This window comes from Pseudomonas sp. JL27(2026) (assembly GCF_056933555.1).
The window spans coordinates 5415823-5432540 of record NZ_CM167794.1; the positions used below are offsets into that span (position 1 = coordinate 5415823).

Annotated in this window: 17 protein-coding genes and 1 pseudogene; 11 read left to right on the plus strand and 7 right to left on the minus strand. The window is 60.9% G+C overall.

The window, feature by feature from the left end:
• Positions 1-34 precede the first annotated feature (34 nt).
• From AC1Z1G_RS24765 to AC1Z1G_RS24785, 5 genes are all read left to right on the plus strand, one after another.
• A complete protein-coding gene (locus tag AC1Z1G_RS24765; RefSeq protein ID WP_483622978.1) occupies positions 35-553 on the plus strand; it encodes an RNA polymerase sigma factor in 519 nt (172 codons plus the stop codon).
• A complete protein-coding gene (locus tag AC1Z1G_RS24770; protein ID WP_483622980.1) occupies positions 550-1530 on the plus strand; it encodes a FecR domain-containing protein in 981 nt (326 codons plus the stop codon). The genes AC1Z1G_RS24765 and AC1Z1G_RS24770 overlap by 4 nt, the downstream gene beginning before the upstream one ends.
• 272 nt (positions 1531-1802) lie before the next feature.
• Positions 1803-4262, plus strand: coding sequence for a TonB-dependent siderophore receptor (locus AC1Z1G_RS24775; RefSeq protein WP_483622981.1), 2460 nt, complete (start codon positions 1803-1805; stop codon positions 4260-4262).
• 66 nt (positions 4263-4328) lie between these two features.
• Positions 4329-5462, plus strand: coding sequence for a PepSY-associated TM helix domain-containing protein (locus AC1Z1G_RS24780; protein ID WP_483622984.1), 1134 nt, complete (start codon positions 4329-4331; stop codon positions 5460-5462).
• Entirely contained in the window at positions 5459-5647 is a 189-nt protein-coding gene (locus AC1Z1G_RS24785) for a hypothetical protein (RefSeq protein ID WP_483622985.1), read from the plus strand. The genes AC1Z1G_RS24780 and AC1Z1G_RS24785 overlap by 4 nt, the downstream gene beginning before the upstream one ends.
• Here the strand turns inward: AC1Z1G_RS24785 and AC1Z1G_RS24790 are convergent.
• Positions 5625-6062 carry a hypothetical protein gene (locus AC1Z1G_RS24790; RefSeq protein WP_483622986.1) on the minus strand — a complete coding sequence of 146 codons (438 nt, stop codon included), beginning with the start codon at positions 6060-6062 and terminating at the stop codon, positions 5625-5627. The two genes, AC1Z1G_RS24785 and AC1Z1G_RS24790, sit on opposite strands and share 23 nt — an antisense overlap.
• 85 nt (positions 6063-6147) lie before the next feature.
• Here AC1Z1G_RS24790 and AC1Z1G_RS24795 point away from each other — a divergent pair, with 85 nt between their 5' ends.
• Complete coding sequence (locus AC1Z1G_RS24795) at positions 6148-6777, plus strand: glutathione S-transferase (RefSeq protein ID WP_483622987.1); 630 nt, start codon at positions 6148-6150, stop codon at positions 6775-6777.
• 216 nt (positions 6778-6993) lie between these two features.
• On the opposite strand, the gene creD is transcribed toward AC1Z1G_RS24795, so the two are convergent.
• The 4 genes from creD to rloA2 all read right to left on the minus strand — a co-directional run bounded on the left by creD (position 6994) and on the right by rloA2 (position 11122).
• Positions 6994-8355, minus strand: coding sequence for a cell envelope integrity protein CreD (gene creD / locus AC1Z1G_RS24800; protein WP_483622989.1), 1362 nt, complete (start codon positions 8353-8355; stop codon positions 6994-6996).
• Between the two features lie 90 nt (positions 8356-8445).
• On the minus strand, positions 8446-9864 hold the full coding sequence (gene creC, locus AC1Z1G_RS24805) for a two-component system sensor histidine kinase CreC (RefSeq protein ID WP_483622991.1): 1419 nt from the start codon (positions 9862-9864) through the stop codon (positions 8446-8448).
• Complete coding sequence (creB, locus tag AC1Z1G_RS24810) at positions 9864-10544, minus strand: two-component system response regulator CreB (RefSeq protein ID WP_483622993.1); 681 nt, start codon at positions 10542-10544, stop codon at positions 9864-9866. Before creB ends, creC begins: the two co-directional genes overlap by 1 nt.
• Positions 10545-10618: 74 nt before the next feature.
• Positions 10619-11122 (minus strand): retropepsin-like aspartic peptidase RloA2, encoded by a 504-nt coding sequence (gene rloA2 / locus AC1Z1G_RS24815; protein WP_483622994.1) that lies wholly within the window; start codon positions 11120-11122, stop codon positions 10619-10621.
• Between the two features lie 336 nt (positions 11123-11458).
• Between rloA2 and AC1Z1G_RS24820 the strand changes: the two genes are divergently transcribed.
• Positions 11459-12388, plus strand: coding sequence for an acyltransferase (locus AC1Z1G_RS24820; protein WP_483622995.1), 930 nt, complete (start codon positions 11459-11461; stop codon positions 12386-12388).
• Here AC1Z1G_RS24820 and AC1Z1G_RS24825 read toward each other — a convergent pair.
• Positions 12347-12910, minus strand: coding sequence for a DUF2780 domain-containing protein (locus AC1Z1G_RS24825; protein WP_483622997.1), 564 nt, complete (start codon positions 12908-12910; stop codon positions 12347-12349). The genes AC1Z1G_RS24820 and AC1Z1G_RS24825 overlap by 42 nt on opposite strands.
• A gap of 224 nt (positions 12911-13134) precedes the next feature.
• On the opposite strand from AC1Z1G_RS24825, the gene AC1Z1G_RS24830 reads away from it, so the two are divergent.
• The 4 genes from AC1Z1G_RS24830 to AC1Z1G_RS24845 all read left to right on the plus strand — a co-directional run bounded on the left by AC1Z1G_RS24830 (position 13135) and on the right by AC1Z1G_RS24845 (position 16285).
• Positions 13135-13728 (plus strand): fasciclin domain-containing protein, encoded by a 594-nt coding sequence (locus AC1Z1G_RS24830; protein WP_483622999.1) that lies wholly within the window; start codon positions 13135-13137, stop codon positions 13726-13728.
• A 55-nt stretch (positions 13729-13783) separates the two neighbouring features.
• The gene (locus AC1Z1G_RS24835) at positions 13784-14428 is read left to right on the plus strand and encodes an RNA polymerase sigma factor (RefSeq protein ID WP_483623001.1); all 645 of its coding nucleotides are present in this window, start codon (positions 13784-13786) and stop codon (positions 14426-14428) included.
• Positions 14425-15099 (plus strand): anti-sigma factor, encoded by a 675-nt coding sequence (locus tag AC1Z1G_RS24840; RefSeq protein WP_483623003.1) that lies wholly within the window; start codon positions 14425-14427, stop codon positions 15097-15099. Before AC1Z1G_RS24835 ends, AC1Z1G_RS24840 begins: the two co-directional genes overlap by 4 nt.
• A gap of 115 nt (positions 15100-15214) precedes the next feature.
• On the plus strand, positions 15215-16285 hold the full coding sequence (locus AC1Z1G_RS24845) for an RHS repeat-associated core domain-containing protein (protein WP_483623005.1): 1071 nt from the start codon (positions 15215-15217) through the stop codon (positions 16283-16285).
• A 52-nt stretch (positions 16286-16337) separates the two neighbouring features.
• Here AC1Z1G_RS24845 and AC1Z1G_RS24850 read toward each other — a convergent pair.
• Positions 16338-16718, minus strand: a pseudogene (locus tag AC1Z1G_RS24850) (formaldehyde dehydrogenase, glutathione-independent); the annotation flags it as partial.

The following is a 16718-nucleotide window of genomic DNA, read 5'->3' on the forward strand; positions in this document are numbered from 1 at the left end:
CTCGTTAGTTTAAACATCCATTCGGTGAAACCCCTTGTCGTCAGTCCAAAGCCCTCACAGTGAGCTCGTTGGTGCGTTGTATCGCGACCATCGCGGCTGGCTGCTGGCCTGGTTGCGACGCAATGTGGCATGCCCGTCACGGGCCGAAGACCTCAGCCAGGACACCTTCGTGCGTTTGCTGGGGCGTGACGAACTGAAGGAGCCCCGTGAACCCCGGGCGTTTCTGGTAGCCATCGCCAAGGGCCTGTTGTTCGACTATTTCCGTCGCGCCGCGCTGGAACAGGCCTACCTCACCGAACTGATGCTGATTCCCGAAGCGCAACACCCTTCGGTCGAAGAGCAGCAACTGATTCTCGAAGACCTCAAGGCCATCGACCGCTTGCTCGGCAAACTCTCAAGCAAGGCCCGTGCGGCGTTCCTCTATAACCGCCTCGACGGTCTCGGCCACGCCGAGATTGCCGAACGCCTTGGCGTCTCGGTGCCACGCGTTCGGCAATACCTGGCGCAAGGCATTCGCCAGTGCTATGTGGCGCTGTACGGCGAGCCGCTATGAATCAGGTCAGCTCAAAACCGGTTTCGGCACGGGTACTCGATGCGGCCATCGCCTGGCAGTTGTCGCTGGATGCCGGCAGCGGCAGCCCGGTGGAGCGCGAAGAGTTCGCCAAATGGCACGCCGCCGATGAAGAACACGCTCGCGCCTGGCGACAACTGGGCATGCTTGATCAGCGCTTCGCCGTCGCCAGCGGGCCGGCCCGCACGGCGTTGTTGCAGTCACGCGAAGGCATTCGCCGGCGGGTCCGCACACTGGGCAGCGGAGTCGCCAGCGTGCTGCTGGTGGTCGGGCTCGCGTTGTTCGTCGGCGACCGCTACATGCCGCTCGATTACTGGCTGGCCGATCAACGCACCGCCACCGGCGAACAACGTACCTTGCGCCTGGCCGACGGCACGGTCATCAACCTGAACACCCACAGCGCGCTGGATGTACGGTTTGATGAAAAGCAGCGACGGATCGTTCTGCAGGAGGGCGAAATCCTCATCGAGACGGGCCACAACGACACTCGACCATTCATCGTCGAAACCCGCGACGGTCAGATGCGTGCGCTCGGGACGCGGTTCCTGGTCAAACGCGAGGACGACGGCACGCGCCTCGGCGTACTCAAGTCGGCGGTGGCGGCACGCCCGCAAGGCAGTGCCGACGAACAGATTCTCCACGAAGGCCAGCAGGTGCTGATGCACGGCAATGGCCTCGGCCCGATGCTGGTGCTGAACCCTGGCGCCGATGCCTGGACGCGCGGCATGCTGGTGGTGGACAACGCGCGGCTGGAAGACCTGGTGCATGAACTGGGTCGCTACCGGCGCGGTTATCTGGGCGTCTCCGCGCAAGTCGCGGACTTGCGCATCACCGGCAGCTTCCCGCTGAACAACACCGACCTGGCCCTGACCGCCCTGCTGCCGACCCTGCCCGTGCAGATCGAACAGCGCACGCCGTGGTGGGTGACGGTGGTCGCGAAGGCCGATACAAAACCCTGAGTCCTGCGGCGTCTGATAAGCCGCCTTCGCGAGCAGACTCGCTCCCACAATGGATCTCCTGTGAACACACTTCTTGTGAACACCCGCAATTAAATGTGTGCGAGCTTGCTCCGCGCAGCGATCCGGCGAGGGGGCCATCAGCCTCGCCAAAGAACCTGCAATTTGTGACCGGACTTTCCCTGAATCGAAACTATTTTCATCTTGCCCTATCACTTTTCGAATCTCGTTCGGCACGTAGGCAATTGAGAAATATTTCCATTCGGAGCCGCCGTATGTCCCGTTCGCTAGACACCTTGTTGCGCCCCAGCCTGTTGGCCGTGGCCATTGCCCTGTGCACCCCGCTGGCCAGCAGCCCGCTGATCGCCGCCGAACAGGCGTCCAGCGTACGCGCCTACAACCTGCCCGCGGCCCCGTTGGCCAGCACCCTGAACCAGATCGCCAGCCAGGCCGGCCTTGCCCTGAGCCTCAACCCGTCTCTGGCCTCGGGCAAAACCTCAGCACCGGTCAACGGTCAGTTCGACGCCACCGGAGCCCTTCGCGAAGCCCTGCGCGGCACCGGTCTGCAACTGGAGCAAAGCAGTGCCGGCACCTTCAGCCTGGTCGCCGTGCCCGAGGGCTCTCTGGCCCTGCCGGCCACCAGCATCACGGGTCAGGAAAACAGCGAAAGCGCCTGGGGCCCGGTGGATGGCTACGTCGCCACCCGCACTGCCTCCGGAACCAAAACCGATACCGCGCTGCGAGAAGTACCGCGCTCAATCTCGATCGCCACCCGCGAGCAGATGACCGACCGCGCCGTGCAGAACCTCGACGACGCCGTGCGCTACATGCCGGGCGTGGTCGCCAGCAGCTACGGCAGCGACAGCCGCGCCGAATGGCTGAAAGTCCGCGGCTTTGAACCGACCCAGTTCCTCGACGGGTTGCCGCTGCCCAAGGGCACCTACACCATGCCCAAGCTCGAAACCTGGGACCTGGAGCGCGTGGCACTGCTGCGCGGCCCGGCATCATCGGTCTACGGCCAAACCCCGCCCGGCGGCCTGCTGGACATGGTCAGCCGTCGCCCGCAAGCCCTCGGCAGCCACGAAGTGCAAGTGCAGGTCGGCAGCAACCAGCGCAAGCAAATCAGTTTCGACAGCACCGGCCCCCTCGATGATGAAGGCCAGTTCCTGTACCGCGTCAGCGGTGTGGTCCGCGACAGCAACACCGCCATCGATCACAGCGAAGACAAGCGCTACAACATCGCACCGAGCCTGACCTGGAACATCGACGAAGACACCAGGCTGACCTTCCTCAGCCAGTTCAACCGTGACGATACCGGCATCACCAGCCAGTTCCTGCCATTGCAGGGCACCAAGCTGTCGACGCCGGCCGGCGAAGTGAAGTACCACAAGAACCTCGGCGACCCGAGCTGGGAGTTCTACGACAAGACGTATTACGCGCTCGGTTATGCCTTCGAACATCGCCTGAACGACGTGTGGCAGTTCCGTCAGAACCTGCGCTACACCAAGAGCGACCTGTCCTTCCAGGGCATTACCGCGGGTGGCAGCTTCTGGCCGAACAAGCCGGACCAGGCAGTCAGCGATGACGGCACCGTGCGTCGCGGCGCCAACATCGTCGACGAAGACATCAGCCAGTTCGCCGTGGACAACCACTTCCAGGCGGACTTCAATACGGGCGCAGTCGCCCACACCCTGTTGCTGGGCCTGGATCACCAACGGGTCAACACGAACTACAAATGGCTGTTCGGCGAAGCCCCAACCAGCAACATCATCAAACCGGTGTACGGCCAGGACTTCAGCAAGGTCAACTACTTCGCCTACAACGACTACAACCAGAAGCGCCAGGGCACCGGCGTCTACCTCCAGGACCAGATGGCCCTGGACAACTGGCGCCTGACCCTCGGCGGGCGTCAGGACTGGCTGCACACCGACACGACGTTCTACAACATCGCCAATCAACCCCACGACAAACGCGACGACCACGCGTTCACCGGCAACGCTGCCCTCAGTTACGTCTTTGACTCGGGCTTCACGCCGTACCTCTCCTATGCCGAGTCGTTCCAGGCAGAAGGTGGCGGCAACGCCAAGGGCCAGGCCTTCGAACCGAGTACCGGCCAGCAATATGAACTGGGCATCAAGTACCAGCCGCCCGGCACCGACATGCTGCTGAGCGCTGCCGTGTACGACCTGACGCGTAAAAAAATCGTGCTCACCGACAGCCTCGGCGTCAACCGGCCACTGGGCGAAGCACAAGTGCGCGGCTTTGAACTGGAAGCCGTGGGCAACGTCACCGAGAACCTCAAGCTCACCGCCGCCTACACCTACGCCAACAGCAAAATGACCAAGGTCGGCGACCCGCAGGACAAGAACCGTCCGTTGCCACTGACCCCGGAAAACCAGGCATCGGTCTGGGCTGACTACACCTGGCACACCGGCGTACTGGACGGTTTCGGCCTGGGCTTCGGCGTGCGTTACATCGGCGAGACCGACAATATTGCGCCGGGCAACCTGAGCTACGTCAGCAAGAAGTCCGACGGTCATACCGACGCCTACACCGTCTACGATGCCGCCGTGCATTACGACCTCGGTCGCCTGGGCAACTCGCTCAAGGGCGCCAGTGTCGCCCTCAACGCCAACAACGTATTCGACAAGCAATACCTGTCCACCTGCGACGGCTTCTACTGCTACTACGGCGACCGTCGTAACGTGATGGCCAGCGTCAACTACACGTGGTGATTCACCCACCCCTGCGGTAAACAAGGGTCACGGCACAGCCGTGGCCCTTTTGCATCTGGATGACTCATGAAAAGCAAAACCATCCGCCGCTGGTCCTTCGTGCACACCTGGACCAGCCTGATCTGTACGGGGTTCCTGCTGATGCTGGCGCTGACCGGCCTGCCGTTGATCTTTCATCACGAGATCGATCACCTGCTGGGCGACGCGCCGCAACTGCGAACGATGCCGGCCGACACCCCGCAACTGAACCTGCAGCAACTGGTCGTGAAGGCCGAGGCCCATCGCCCTGGCGATGTCATGCAATACCTGGCCTGGGATGAGGACGACCAGAATGGCGTGATTGCGATCATGGCCAAGACGGCCGGCACCGAACCCAACTCGTCCCACACCTTCATGCTCGACGCCCGCACCGGCGAGGCGCTGGAAGTGCCGTCAGCGAACGGTGGCCTGATGCTGTTCATCCTGCGCCTGCACGTGGACATGTTTGCCGGGCTGGCGGGCAAACTGCTGCTGGCGTTCATGGGGATTTTGTTTGTGGTCGCAATTGTTTCCGGGACAGTGCTCTACCTGCCATTCATGCGCCGGCAGACCTTCGCCACCGTGCGCCACGACAAATCCACCCGCCTGCGCTGGCTCGACCTGCACAACCTGATCGGCGTGGTCACCCTGACCTGGGCCTTGGTCGTCGGGGTCACCGGGGTGATCAGCGCCTGCGCTGACCTGATCATCGCGGCATGGCGCAATGAAAGCCTGAGCGCGATGATCGAACCTTACCGCGACGCGCCGCCGCTGACCCAATTGGCGCCGGCCAGCCGTTTGCTCGACATCGCCGCCGAAGTCGCCCCGGACATGCAGCCGGACTTCATTGCGTTCCCCGGTACGCGGTTCTCCAGCGAACACCATTACGCGGTGTTCATGAAAGGCAGCACCCACCTGACCTCGCACCTGCTGACGCCGGTCCTGATCGACGCCAGCACCTTGCAGGTCACGGCCATCGCAGAACGGCCGTGGTACATGGACGCCATGGGCATGTCACAACCGCTGCATTTCGGTGATTACGGCGCCATGCCGATGAAAGTCCTCTGGGCGGTGCTCGATGTGCTGACCATCATCGTGCTCGGCAGTGGCGTGTATTTGTGGGTGGTACGCCGCAAGGCCTCCGCCAAACCGGTGATCACGCAAGAGGGAGCAACGTCATGAAGCCGCGGCAGTCGAGTTTCTGGAAGGTCTTTACGGTTCCCACCGTGATTGCCCTGCTCAGCGCCGCGGGGTTGTTCGCGGCGCTGCTCGGGGACGGTGTGTGGGATGGTTTGAGCTGGATCGGTCTGGGGGTGCCAGCCGTGCTCGGCCTGCGCGGGCTGTTCAGCCGGCGGTCGGCACGCTAGCGAACGCTTTCGGGCCTCGGGGGAAGCCCAGCACCAGGTAGGCCAGGAAGCCCAGTTCAACGAAAATCGCCGACAGCATGTAAAGGTTGTCCGACAGATGCCTGAAACTGAACCACAGGTTCGCCCAGATGATTCCCAGCAGCGGTACATAGGTCACCACCAGCATCAGGCGCAAACGCGCTGTCACCCCACGGCGGGTCAAGAACCAGAAGAGCCCCAGACCCGCCACGGCAATCCCCCCTGCGACAGAGCTGAGCATCAACGTAGCACCAGAGAAGACGAGCAAGGTCAGGCCCCCCTCACCTGGCTGTCTGACCGGGCGCAGTTCGAAGTAGAGACACAGATAAACCACCAGCCAGCCCAGCGCCATCAGCGCAATGCTCAATAGCAAGTGTTTGAAATAGATCCTTGGCATAACGTGCTCCTTGAAGGGGCGCGCAGGGTATCAGAAGTGCTCACAACGACTACACTGGCCCGGTCCCTTATCGCGAGGAATGTCCATGTCCGCCCCCAGCATGACCCTGTTCCACAGCCCGGCGTCGCCCTTCGTACGTAAAGTCATGGTGCTCTTGCACGAGACCGGCCAACAGGACCGCGTGGCCCTGCAACACAGCCAACTCAGCCCCGTCAGCCCGGACGCCGCACTGAACCGGGACAACCCGCTGGGCAAGATCCCCGCCCTGCGCCTGGCCGACGGCACGGTGCTGCACGACAGCCGGGTGATCCTCGACTACCTTGACCAGCAACACGTCGGCAACCCGCTGATCCCCCGCGAAGGCCACGCTCGCTGGCGGCGCCTGACCCTGGCCTCGATGGCCGACGGGATCATGGACGCCTCAGTGATGATCCGTTACGAACTGGCCCTGCGTCCTGTGGAAAAACACTGGAACGAATGGCTCAACGGCCAGCGCGACAAGATCCGCCGCGCATTAGCCTTGTTGGAAAAGGATGCGATTGCCGAGCTGACCAGCCATTTTGATATCGCGGCGATCAGCGTTGCGTGTGCGCTGGGTTATCTGGATTTTCGCCATCCGGACCTGAAATGGCGCGACGCTAATCCGCAGTTGGCAGAGTGGTACTTCGAGGTGAGCCAACGGCCTTCGATGCTGGCGACAATGCCGAAGGCCTGAATCTTCGCTGACGGCACCGACCTCATCGCGAGCAGGCTCGCTCACACAGTTGATCGGTGATGCACACAAACCTTGTGTTCACTGGAGATCCCTTGTGGGAGCCTGCTCCGGGCGGCGACCCGACGATGGCACCACAATGGATCTAACGGAAACAACCCGACAATCCGCGCCGCCAACACCTCCCCCACCCGCTGATCCTCGCGCAACCCCAACGACCTACTCATGAGCCACCTCGGGCTTGGCGGTACGGTTCAAACCGACGCCATACCAATCCAGTTTGCGGGTCAGCACCATGAACACGCCCAGCAAGCCGAACAGCAGCAGCGAGCCCATCAACAGTGCGTAGTCCTCGGCACTCAGCAAGCCATAAAGCAAGCCGTACAACGCCGCCAACCCAGCCGAAAAGAACAGCCCGTGGCTCACGCTGCGCAGCACATGGCAGACATAGAAACCAATCAGCAGCACACAGCCGCTGGCCGACAGCAGGTAAGCCAGTGAGAAGCCGATGTGTTCGGACAGCGATAGCAACAGCAGGTAGAAGAACGCCAGCGCCACACCCACCAGCGCATATTGCACCGGGTGAACCGCCATGCTCTTGAGCACTTCGAACAGGAAGAACCCGGCGAATGTCAGCACGATAAACAGCAGTGCGTATTTGATCGCACGATCGCTCTTGAGGTACTGATCCACCGGATCAATGAAACTCACCCCGAAGCTGCGGCTCGTGAACGCTTCGCACAGCGTGTCGTAGACGCAACTGGACATGACGTCCTGCAAGTTGGTGGAAAAGAACGACGTCTGCCAATGGGCACTGAACCCCTCGCTGTTGACTTCACGCTGGGCCGGCAGGTAATTGCCGACGAAACTCGGATGAGGCCAGTTGGCCGCCAGATGCACTTTGCTGGTCTTGCCCACCGGGGTGATCTGCAAATGCCCGGTGCCTTGCAGGCGCAGGTCAAAACCAAACGTCAATTGCGTGGCCTTTTGCGCATCCAGCGCCGGTAACGTCACCCGTACACCCTCGCCCAGCCAGCCGACCTGCGTACCGGGCACAAAGTCCAGTCGCTGGCTGTCGAGTTCCAGCGTCAGCGCGTTTTCAATGCCCCGTATGTCACTGATACCGACCGCCAGGAAGGGCGCGTCGAACTTGTAATCAGCGAAGTTCTCGGTGATGCCCAAGCGCTCGGGAATCGAGAATTGACCGCTGATGCGGTTGTCGGCGTGGAACAGCCGCGCCTCATAAATACCCCGCGCACGCACTTCGGTCTGCACCTTGCCATCGAGTTCGAAACGCTCCGGCAGGAAGTACAGGCGTCCGCGCTCCTCACTCAGCTCCTGCTGACGTTCGTGAGTCTGGGCGTTGCTGACCCAGGTGCGCACCACCTTGCGATACGGCACCACCATGACCGGTCCGCTGATCTGCTGACTGAAACTGGCACTGCGGGCGATGTCTTCCAGGACCCCGTCGCGCAACTGCTGACGGTCCTGGATCACGCCGCTGATCATCATCAACGGGATCAGCAACAACAGGATCAACAGGGCAATCGCCCCCAGTTTTATGGTCAAGCTGCGGTTCATGGGTTCTCTCCCTTTTTTCAATGGTGGAGAGTCTGGCGCGCGGGTGTGAGGGGTTTATGGGGGAAATGTGGAGAGTGTGTGGAGAGTGGCCTAAGGCAAACGCAGCGTCACGGCGACGCCGCCCTCGACATTGCCGATGGTCAGCGTTCCGCCATGCAACTGCACCACTTCTTCAACAAAGTTCAGCCCCAGGCCGGTGCTTTTACGCCCACTGTCGGGCCGTGGCAGTGAATAGAAGCGCTCACTCAAACGTGGCAGGGCGTAGTCGGGAATCGGCGCGGCCTGATTGAACAGCATCACGTCGATGAACGCGCCACGCCGTTGCGCGCTGAACCGTAAAACCCCGTGGGCCGGGGTGAAGTCCAGGGCATTTTCCAGCAGGTTGCCCAAGGCCTGGCGCAACAGAAACGGCTCGCCCGTCAGGTGCAGGTCAGCAGCAATCTGCTGCTCGACTTGCAACTGCTTGCGTTCGATCCGTGCGTGCTGAGCGCCAAGCAACTCATCGACCAATGCCGCCAGCGGCACCGGCACACGTTCCTCCAGGCCCTGACGCTGCTCGACCTGCGCCAGGTCCAGCAAGCGCTCGATCAACTGCTGCATGCGCGCACTTTCACTGTCGATATTGCTGACGAAACGCTGTTGCTGCGCCACCGGCATCTCGCCTTGCAACAACTCCGCCGCGCCACGAATCGCCGCCAACGGGCTCTTCAATTCGTGAGTCAAGGTGTGCACATAACGCTCGACGTAAGCCTTGCCCTCCAACTGTGTGCGCATGTGCTCCACAGTCGTGGCCAGTTGCTCCAGCTCGCCACCGCGATAGTGCGGCAGCTCGGCCCGCCGACCTTCGCTGACCGCCTGGGCGTACGCCGTCAGTCGTCGCAACGCCGCGCTGAGCCACCAGGACAACAACGCGCCCAACAGCAAACCGAGGCCGATCAGGCCCGCGCCGTACCAGAGCAACCGGTGCTCGGTGCGGTCGACGTAAGGTTGCAATGAGCTGTTGGGTTTGGCCACGGTGACCACGCCGATGATGTGCCCGTTGTCGCGAATCGGTGCACCGACGTGCATCACCGAGGAGTTGGGATCGTCAGGCTGGCTACGGGTCGAGCGTGCGCCGTACTCGCCGCGCAGGGTCAGGTACACATCATTCCAGCGCGAGTAATCCTGGCCGACCGCCGTGCCATTGGAGTCCAGCAGGACGATGCCTTTGGCGTCGGTGACGTAGATGCGGTGGTTGACCTGATTCTTCGGCAGGCCCCAGATGGTCGCCGCCGGTTGCCGCTCGCCGTAGGCTTTGAGCAGCTCGGGCCAGCGGTTCTGGTTAAGGGTGCCGGCCTTGAAATCATCGCGCAGGATTTCGGCCATCAGGTTCGCGGTGTCCACCAGGGTTTCTTCGGTGGATTGACGCACGCCGGGGCGGATTTCCTCCATGACCGTGTTGAGCACGAAATACCCGGTCAAGGCGATGAAGAACACGTAGACCAGGAAAATCCGGATCCCCAGTGGCATCAGCTGCGCCCTGGGCTGTAGCTGTAGCCAAGACCGCGATGGGTCTGGATCGGTTCGGCATCAGCCGCGACCAGACGCAACTTGGCTCGCACGCTTTTGATATGGCTGTCGATGCTGCGCTCATAACCGGCGTCAGCGGCGACGCCCAGCGCATCAAGCAATTGCTCGCGGCTGAAGACTCGTTCGGGTTGTTCGAGCAAACAGTTCAGCAGGCGAAATTCGTGGCGGGTAAGGCTCAGGAGTTGGCCGCGATAGCTGATCTGCACACGCTCGTTGTCGACCTGAAACAGCGTGCTGCTGATCTCCACCACCGCACGCGGCGCCATGCGCTTGAGAATCGCCCGGACCCGCGCGGCCACTTCCCGTGGGCTGAACGGTTTGACCACATAATCGTCGGCACCGATCTCCAGCCCCACCACCCGGTCGATTTCACCGTCGCGGGCGCTGAGGAACATCACCGGCACATCGCTGAAACGGCGCAGTTGCTTGCAGGTTTCAAAGCCACTGATGTCTGGCAGGCCGATGTCCAGGATGATCAAGTCCGCCGGGGTGGCGCGCTGGTGCTCAAGCGCCACGGCGCCCAGGCTCAACCAGGTCGTGGTGAAGCCCTCGCCCTGCAAGGCAAAAATCAGCGTATCGGCAATCGCCGCTTCGTCTTCGACAATCAGGATATGAGGCATGGCGTCCGAGCCCGACAGTTAGGTGCGCGAACGGTGCCCCAAGCCATACCCCACGTCAATGAGACCACTTCAATTCAGCAGTCCGGCTTGTCAGCGGTGAAGCGCCGGGCCGGGTTCACCGCCGCGCCAAACTCGCGCAACGCCTTGGCGCCGATCAGCAAGGGGTAGTTGAACGTGCTGCGGTCGGTCAGGTTGACCTCGACCGTGCGCTTGATGCTGCCCAGGCACAGTTCCAGCTCGACCACCGGGCGCTTGGCGACGTCGGCCACGTCCTTCTCGTCCTCTTCATCGGCGCGGCTTTTGATTTTGCTGATGCGCGAGACTTTGTGTTCGTAGACCTTGTTGCTCGCATCTTTGGTGCCGAGGCGGAAACGTACCCATTCTTCGCCGTCACGGGTGAAGGTTTCGATGTCCTTGGCCGACAGCGACGCCGTCAGGGCGCCCGTGTCCATCTTGGACTTGAGCACTTCGCCGCCGATTTCCGGCAACTTGATGTATTCGTAACGGCCATACAGGGTCGGCTCGGCGGCCATGACCGGCAGGGCCAGAAGGGATAACAGTGCGAGGACGGATTTCACGTAGTGGATTCCCTTGAGAAAGAATGGGCGTTGACGCTGAATTCTAGACCGCGAAAAGCATCGTAAGTTAGAGCACCACCTCAGTGGCGAGGGAGCTTGCTCCCGCTCGGCTGCGCAGCAGTCGTAATACCGGCTGATGCGGTCTACCTGAGAAATCTCGGTGCAGGGTTTTGGGGCCGCTTCGCAGCCCAGCGGGAGCAAGCTCCCTCGCCACAAGTGGTCTCAATGCGCCGAAAGAGTATCGCTGCAGAAGTGAAACATTCGTCGGCACCCGGATTTGGCCTGCTGGCCGAAGCTGCTTATCATGGCGCGCCCAAAGGTTTCCAAGAGTCATTTATGCGCCGCCTGCTCACCGGCTGTTTCGTCATCCTGCTGCTGTTACTCAACACCCTGGTGCTGTTTGGCCCGCTGATGGTGTTTGCCCTGCTCAAACTGCTCCTGCCCGGGCGTTTGCGTGATCACGCCAGTGCAGCGGTGATGTGGATCGCCGAGACCTGGGCCGAGATCGACAAGCTGATCTTTGCCCTGTGCATCCCGACCCGATGGGACATTCGCGGCGGCGAAGGCCTGCGGCTCGACACCTCGTACCTGGTCATCAGTAATCACCAGTCCTGGGTCGACATCCCCGCCCTGATCCAGACCCTCAACCGCCGTACGCCGTTCTTCAAGTTTTTCCTGAAGAAGGAATTGATCTGGGTGCCGTTCCTGGGCCTGGCCTGGTGGGCGCTGGATTACCCGTTCATGAAGCGCTACAGCAAAGCGTTTCTGGCCCGGCACCCGGAGCTGCAAGGCAAGGACCTGGGCATCACCAAAGCCACGTGCGAACTGTTCAAGCGCCAACCGGTGACGGTGGTCAATTATCTGGAAGGCACCCGTTTCACCCCGGCCAAACGCACCCACCAACAATCCCCCTTCAAACACCTGCTCAAGCCCAAGGCGGGCGGCGTGGCGTTTGTCCTGGCGGCGATGGGCGAACAACTGGACGGCGTGCTGGATGTGACGGTGGTTTATCCACAGGCGAAAATCCCGGGTTTCTGGGACTTGATCAGCGGCGCGGTGCCGCGCGTAATCATCGACATCAAGACCCGAGAGCTGAACCCGGCGTTGTGGCAGGGGGATTACGAAAACGATCCGGCGTTCCGCCAGAGTGTCCAGAACTGGGTCAACCAGCTCTGGACCGAGAAGGACTCACGCATCGACGCCTTGCGCGCCGAGCGGGCTGAATCAGCCGCCGGCGCCCCAGATCCCGCCGAGGCTATTGAGTAGCGAACTGCCGACACCCTGCTGACCGAGGTATTGCAGCAGGATCGGGGCAAACTGGCCGATCATGCCGCCGTCCATGCCCAACGCGCTGAAGGCGCTGTTCAGGTCATTGGTGTTCTTCACGTTGTCCAGGTTGCCCAAGACGCTGTCCAGAGGCGACGACTTGCCGGACGAGCCACCGAGCAGTCCGCCAAGCATACCCATACCACCGTTACCCGACAGCATGCCCAACCCCGGCGCGTCTTTGGTCAACTGTGAATAGTCGGTCGAACTCAACTGGTTCTTCGCCAGACCCAGCATGGCACCCGTGCCACCAATGGCCTGTTCCGGGGTCACGTCCAGCGCACTCAGCGCGTTCAGCAAACCGGCTGTCTGCGAGGTCGGTGCTGTGGCTGCCGCTTTATCGCCACCCTGCATGCCGGCCACGGCACCGGCTACGTCGTTCAGGCTGAAACCACCCGCGAAAACCGGGCCAGTCGCCAGGGTCATGAGTGAAGCCAAAGCAAAACCACGGGAAATCTTCATCGAGACTAACTCCTGAACCCTGAAAGCCACCCGCAAGCAGGTGGTGGAAACCAGCCGTTTGACTGGCCATGACAACAATTGTTCCCAGCCCTCCCTAGCAACATCGGCCTGTTAGCAATCCAGTCGAAAAAGAACGCCCTGCGCTGCATCCGATATTGGCACGAGTGCGTATATCAAGCACGGACAGACATTGCTGGCCGATTCTCTCTACAAGGATCATCACCATGAAGCGCACCTCGATTAAAGCCCCGTTGATCGCCAGCCTGCTGAGCCTGGCCGTGACTTGCGGTTTTGCCTTGAACACCGTGCAAGCGGCCTCCCTGAGCCACGATGGCGTCATGGTCGGCGGTCAGGCAATGATGCCGGGCAAAGACATCATCGATAACGCCGTGAACTCAGCGGATCACACCACCCTGGTCGCCGCCGTGAAAGCCGCAGGCCTGGTCGATACCCTCAAGGGCAAAGGCCCGTTCACCGTGTTCGCCCCGGTCAACTCGGCCTTCGCCGCCCTGCCCGCCGGCACCGTCGACACCCTGCTCAAACCCGCCAACAAGGCCACGCTGACCCACATCCTCACCTACCACGTGGTCGCCGGTAAGCTCGACATGACGGCCCTGGCCGACAAGATCAAGGCGGGTGGCGGCAAGGCCGAGCTCACCACCGTCAGCGGCGGCAAGCTGTGGGTGATGATGAACGGCCCGCACAACATCACGATCAAGGATGAAAAAGGCGCTACCGCCGACATCACCACCTATGACGTGTACCAGTCCAACGGCGTGATTCAGGTCATCGACAAAGTGCTGATGCCTAAAAGCTGAGCCCTGACGCCGGCCCTGCGCATCAGGGCCGGCGTTGGCCTGGAGGTATTTCGCCGTGAATGGAACAACTGCGCGCCGTGAACTAACCTCTGCCTGCTACTGGCACCACACACCGCTGATTGCCGCCCCCCTGATTGCCTGGAGAACGGTCATTTCCATCGCCGACGCCGACCCACTCAGACAACTCCTGGCCCAATGTTCACTGGGCGATCGCCGTGCGTTCGAGACGCTCTACCGCAGCGCTGCACCGCGCCTGCACGGGGTGGCTCTGCGTTTCATGGGGCGCAACGACCTGGCCGAAGAAGTCCTGCAGGAAAGCTTCGTGCGCATCTGGAACAACGCCTCGCGTTATCAGGCCCATTTGTCGGCCCCCATGACCTGGATGATCAACATCACCCGTAACCAGGCCATCGATCAGTTACGCAGACACCGCGACCGCCCCCTCACGGATATGGAAGAACAAGCCCTGGTGGACGAGGCCCCATCGGCCCACGAACTGCTCAGCAACGACCGCGAAACCAGCGCGTTGAACCGCTGCCTGAACACCCTTGAAGGCATGCAGCGCCAGTCGATAACTGTCGCCTATTTTCAGGGGTTGACCTGCTCTGAACTGGCCGAGTACCTGGCCGCGCCCCTGGGCTCGGTCAAATCCTGGATTCGCCGTGGCATGGAGCGGCTGCGCAGGTGCCTTGAATCATGAACTACCAAACCCGACGCCTGCGCCGCGCCCTGGCCGCCGACTACGCCATTGGCCTGATGCCCTCTGCGGCCCGCCGCCGTTTCGAACAGCTGTTGCTGGACGACGCCGAACTGCGCATGGAGCTGGCTAAATGGCAGGAAAGCCTGGTCAGCCTCAATGAACCACTGGTGGAAGTCCCCGTGCCCGACCGGGTGTGGACGGCCATCAACGCACGGATCGAGCCGCAACACTTGCATGTGCCGGCCAAGCGGCCGTTCTGGAACTGGTTGCGCATGACCGTGGCGATTTGCTCGCTGCTGGTGGCGGTGACGCTGGGCATCCTCTACAACCGTGACAGCGCCCATTACAGCGCGACCTTGCTCAGCGCCAGCGCGCAACCGGCCTTGAGGATCAAGGCCCACGACGACTACCTGCAAGTCGATCCACTGACCCTGGCCGCCGTCGATCCCGGACGCAGCCTTGAATTGTGGGCGGTTCCGGCCGATGGCAAACCGATCTCGCTGGGCGTGATCCCGGCCGGAGGCAAGGGCAGGGTCGCGTTGAACACTGAACAACAGGCACTGCTGGGCAAACCGATCGCACTGGCGGTCAGCCTTGAACCCAAGGGCGGTTCGCCAACCGGACAACCGACCGGGCCGGTGTTGTATCAAGGGGCATTGGCGGGGCGCTAAATCACGGCACAAAACCTGTGGGAGCGAGCTTGAACTAGCAGTTCTGCTAGTAGGCAAACCAAAACAATTGGACGACAGTAAACCCTGAGTTACGCCTCTATCAGAGAGCCCGCCCATGTCGACCCAACGCCCAGCCCCACTCTGCAACTACACCTACGACCCACTGGACCGCTTGTCCGCCAGCACCGAAACCACACAGGCCACCGCCCAGCGCTTCTACTGCAAAGACCGCCTCGCCACCGAGCTCCAGGGCGCGGTGCAACACTCGATCATGCAACACGACGATCAACTGCTGGCGCAGCAACAGCACCAGACCGGCACCGTGCAAACCCGCCTGCTCGCCACCGATCAACAGCGCTCGGTGTTGAACCTGCTCGACGCGACTCAGCCCCATCCCATCGCCTACATGCCTTATGGCCATCGCCCAGCGAAGAACGGTTTGCTCAGCCTGCTCGGGTTCAACGGTGAACGGCCAGACCCGGTAACCGGGCACTATTTGCTGGGTAATGGCTATCGGGCGTTTAACCCGGTGTTGATGCGCTTCAACAGCCCGGACAGCTGGAGTCCGTTTGGGGAGGGTGGGTTGAATGCGTATGCGTATTGTGTAGGGGATCCGGTGAATCGGATTGATCCTACAGGGCATTCACACTGGTTTTCCCTAATGCAGAAACACTTCCCTAGAGCTGTAGCAGTTGTTTCAAAATCAAAACAAATAGATATTCTCGGTACATCACGCTCTGCCCCAAAGACATTATTAGAGGCACGTTCAAGCACAGCACCTACCACATTAAAACCGACAAAAATATCAAACACATCGAAAACAAAATTAAACAATAACTCAATCACTCACAACTTCAAAAAGAACAAAAAACAGCAGCCACCCTTACAAACAAATACAACGCCTGAAACTCAGAATGAATGGACCTACTCCAAGGGCAGCGCAAGTTTTTCAAAAAGCGGACTGTCTAAGGCCGCTCAAGAAAAATTTGATACTTTTCAGAATGCAATCTACAACTCTGGACTATCCCACTTAGATGCCGCTAGATTAGCAGGTGATAGCAATCCAAAAAAAATTCAACAGTCAAAAGTTGAAATATTTCAAATACGCCTTAGTCAAGGCGAGCGAGTCATGTATTCAGTAGAGGGCAAAAACGTCATAATTCGACAAGTAGGCGGGCATACTTAAAGCGAAGACACATATCGCTCACTCACTAAGTAAGCGAGCGATATATTATATCTTACGCCGCACTAAACAGCTTATGCGGATCAATCACAAACTTCTTCGGCACGCCCGCATCGAATTCACCGTAACCACGCGGTGCATCATCAAGGCTGATGACCTCGACGCCCACGATGTCGGCAATCTTGATGCGGTCCCACATGATCGCCTGCATCAGTTGGCGGTTGTACTTCATCACTGGGGTCTGGCCAGTGTGGAAGCTGTGGGATTTGGCCCAGCCCAGACCAAAGCGGATGCTCAGGCTGCCCATTTTTGCGGCGGCGTCCACAGCACCCGGATCTTCAGTGACGTACAGGTCCGGAATACCGATTTTGCCCGCCACCCGAACCACGCCCATCAGCGAGTTGAGCACGGTGGCCGGCGCTTCGTGCTTCACGCC

Coding starts and splice junctions, on each gene's coding strand:
- AC1Z1G_RS24770 (WP_483622980.1), top strand. CDS start 550: ATGAATCAGGTCAGCTCAAAACCGGTTTCGGCACGGGTACTCGATGCG.
- AC1Z1G_RS24775 (WP_483622981.1), top strand. CDS start 1,803: ATGTCCCGTTCGCTAGACACCTTGTTGCGCCCCAGCCTGTTGGCCGTG.
- AC1Z1G_RS24780 (WP_483622984.1), top strand. CDS start 4,329: ATGAAAAGCAAAACCATCCGCCGCTGGTCCTTCGTGCACACCTGGACC.
- AC1Z1G_RS24785 (WP_483622985.1), top strand. CDS start 5,459: ATGAAGCCGCGGCAGTCGAGTTTCTGGAAGGTCTTTACGGTTCCCACC.
- AC1Z1G_RS24790 (WP_483622986.1), bottom strand. CDS start 6,062: ATGCCAAGGATCTATTTCAAACACTTGCTATTGAGCATTGCGCTGATG.
- AC1Z1G_RS24795 (WP_483622987.1), top strand. CDS start 6,148: ATGTCCGCCCCCAGCATGACCCTGTTCCACAGCCCGGCGTCGCCCTTC.
- creD (WP_483622989.1), bottom strand. CDS start 8,355: ATGAACCGCAGCTTGACCATAAAACTGGGGGCGATTGCCCTGTTGATC.
- creC (WP_483622991.1), bottom strand. CDS start 9,864: ATGCCACTGGGGATCCGGATTTTCCTGGTCTACGTGTTCTTCATCGCC.
- creB (WP_483622993.1), bottom strand. CDS start 10,544: ATGCCTCATATCCTGATTGTCGAAGACGAAGCGGCGATTGCCGATACG.
- AC1Z1G_RS24820 (WP_483622995.1), top strand. CDS start 11,459: ATGCGCCGCCTGCTCACCGGCTGTTTCGTCATCCTGCTGCTGTTACTC.
- AC1Z1G_RS24825 (WP_483622997.1), bottom strand. CDS start 12,910: ATGAAGATTTCCCGTGGTTTTGCTTTGGCTTCACTCATGACCCTGGCG.
- AC1Z1G_RS24830 (WP_483622999.1), top strand. CDS start 13,135: ATGAAGCGCACCTCGATTAAAGCCCCGTTGATCGCCAGCCTGCTGAGC.
- AC1Z1G_RS24840 (WP_483623003.1), top strand. CDS start 14,425: ATGAACTACCAAACCCGACGCCTGCGCCGCGCCCTGGCCGCCGACTAC.
- AC1Z1G_RS24845 (WP_483623005.1), top strand. CDS start 15,215: ATGTCGACCCAACGCCCAGCCCCACTCTGCAACTACACCTACGACCCA.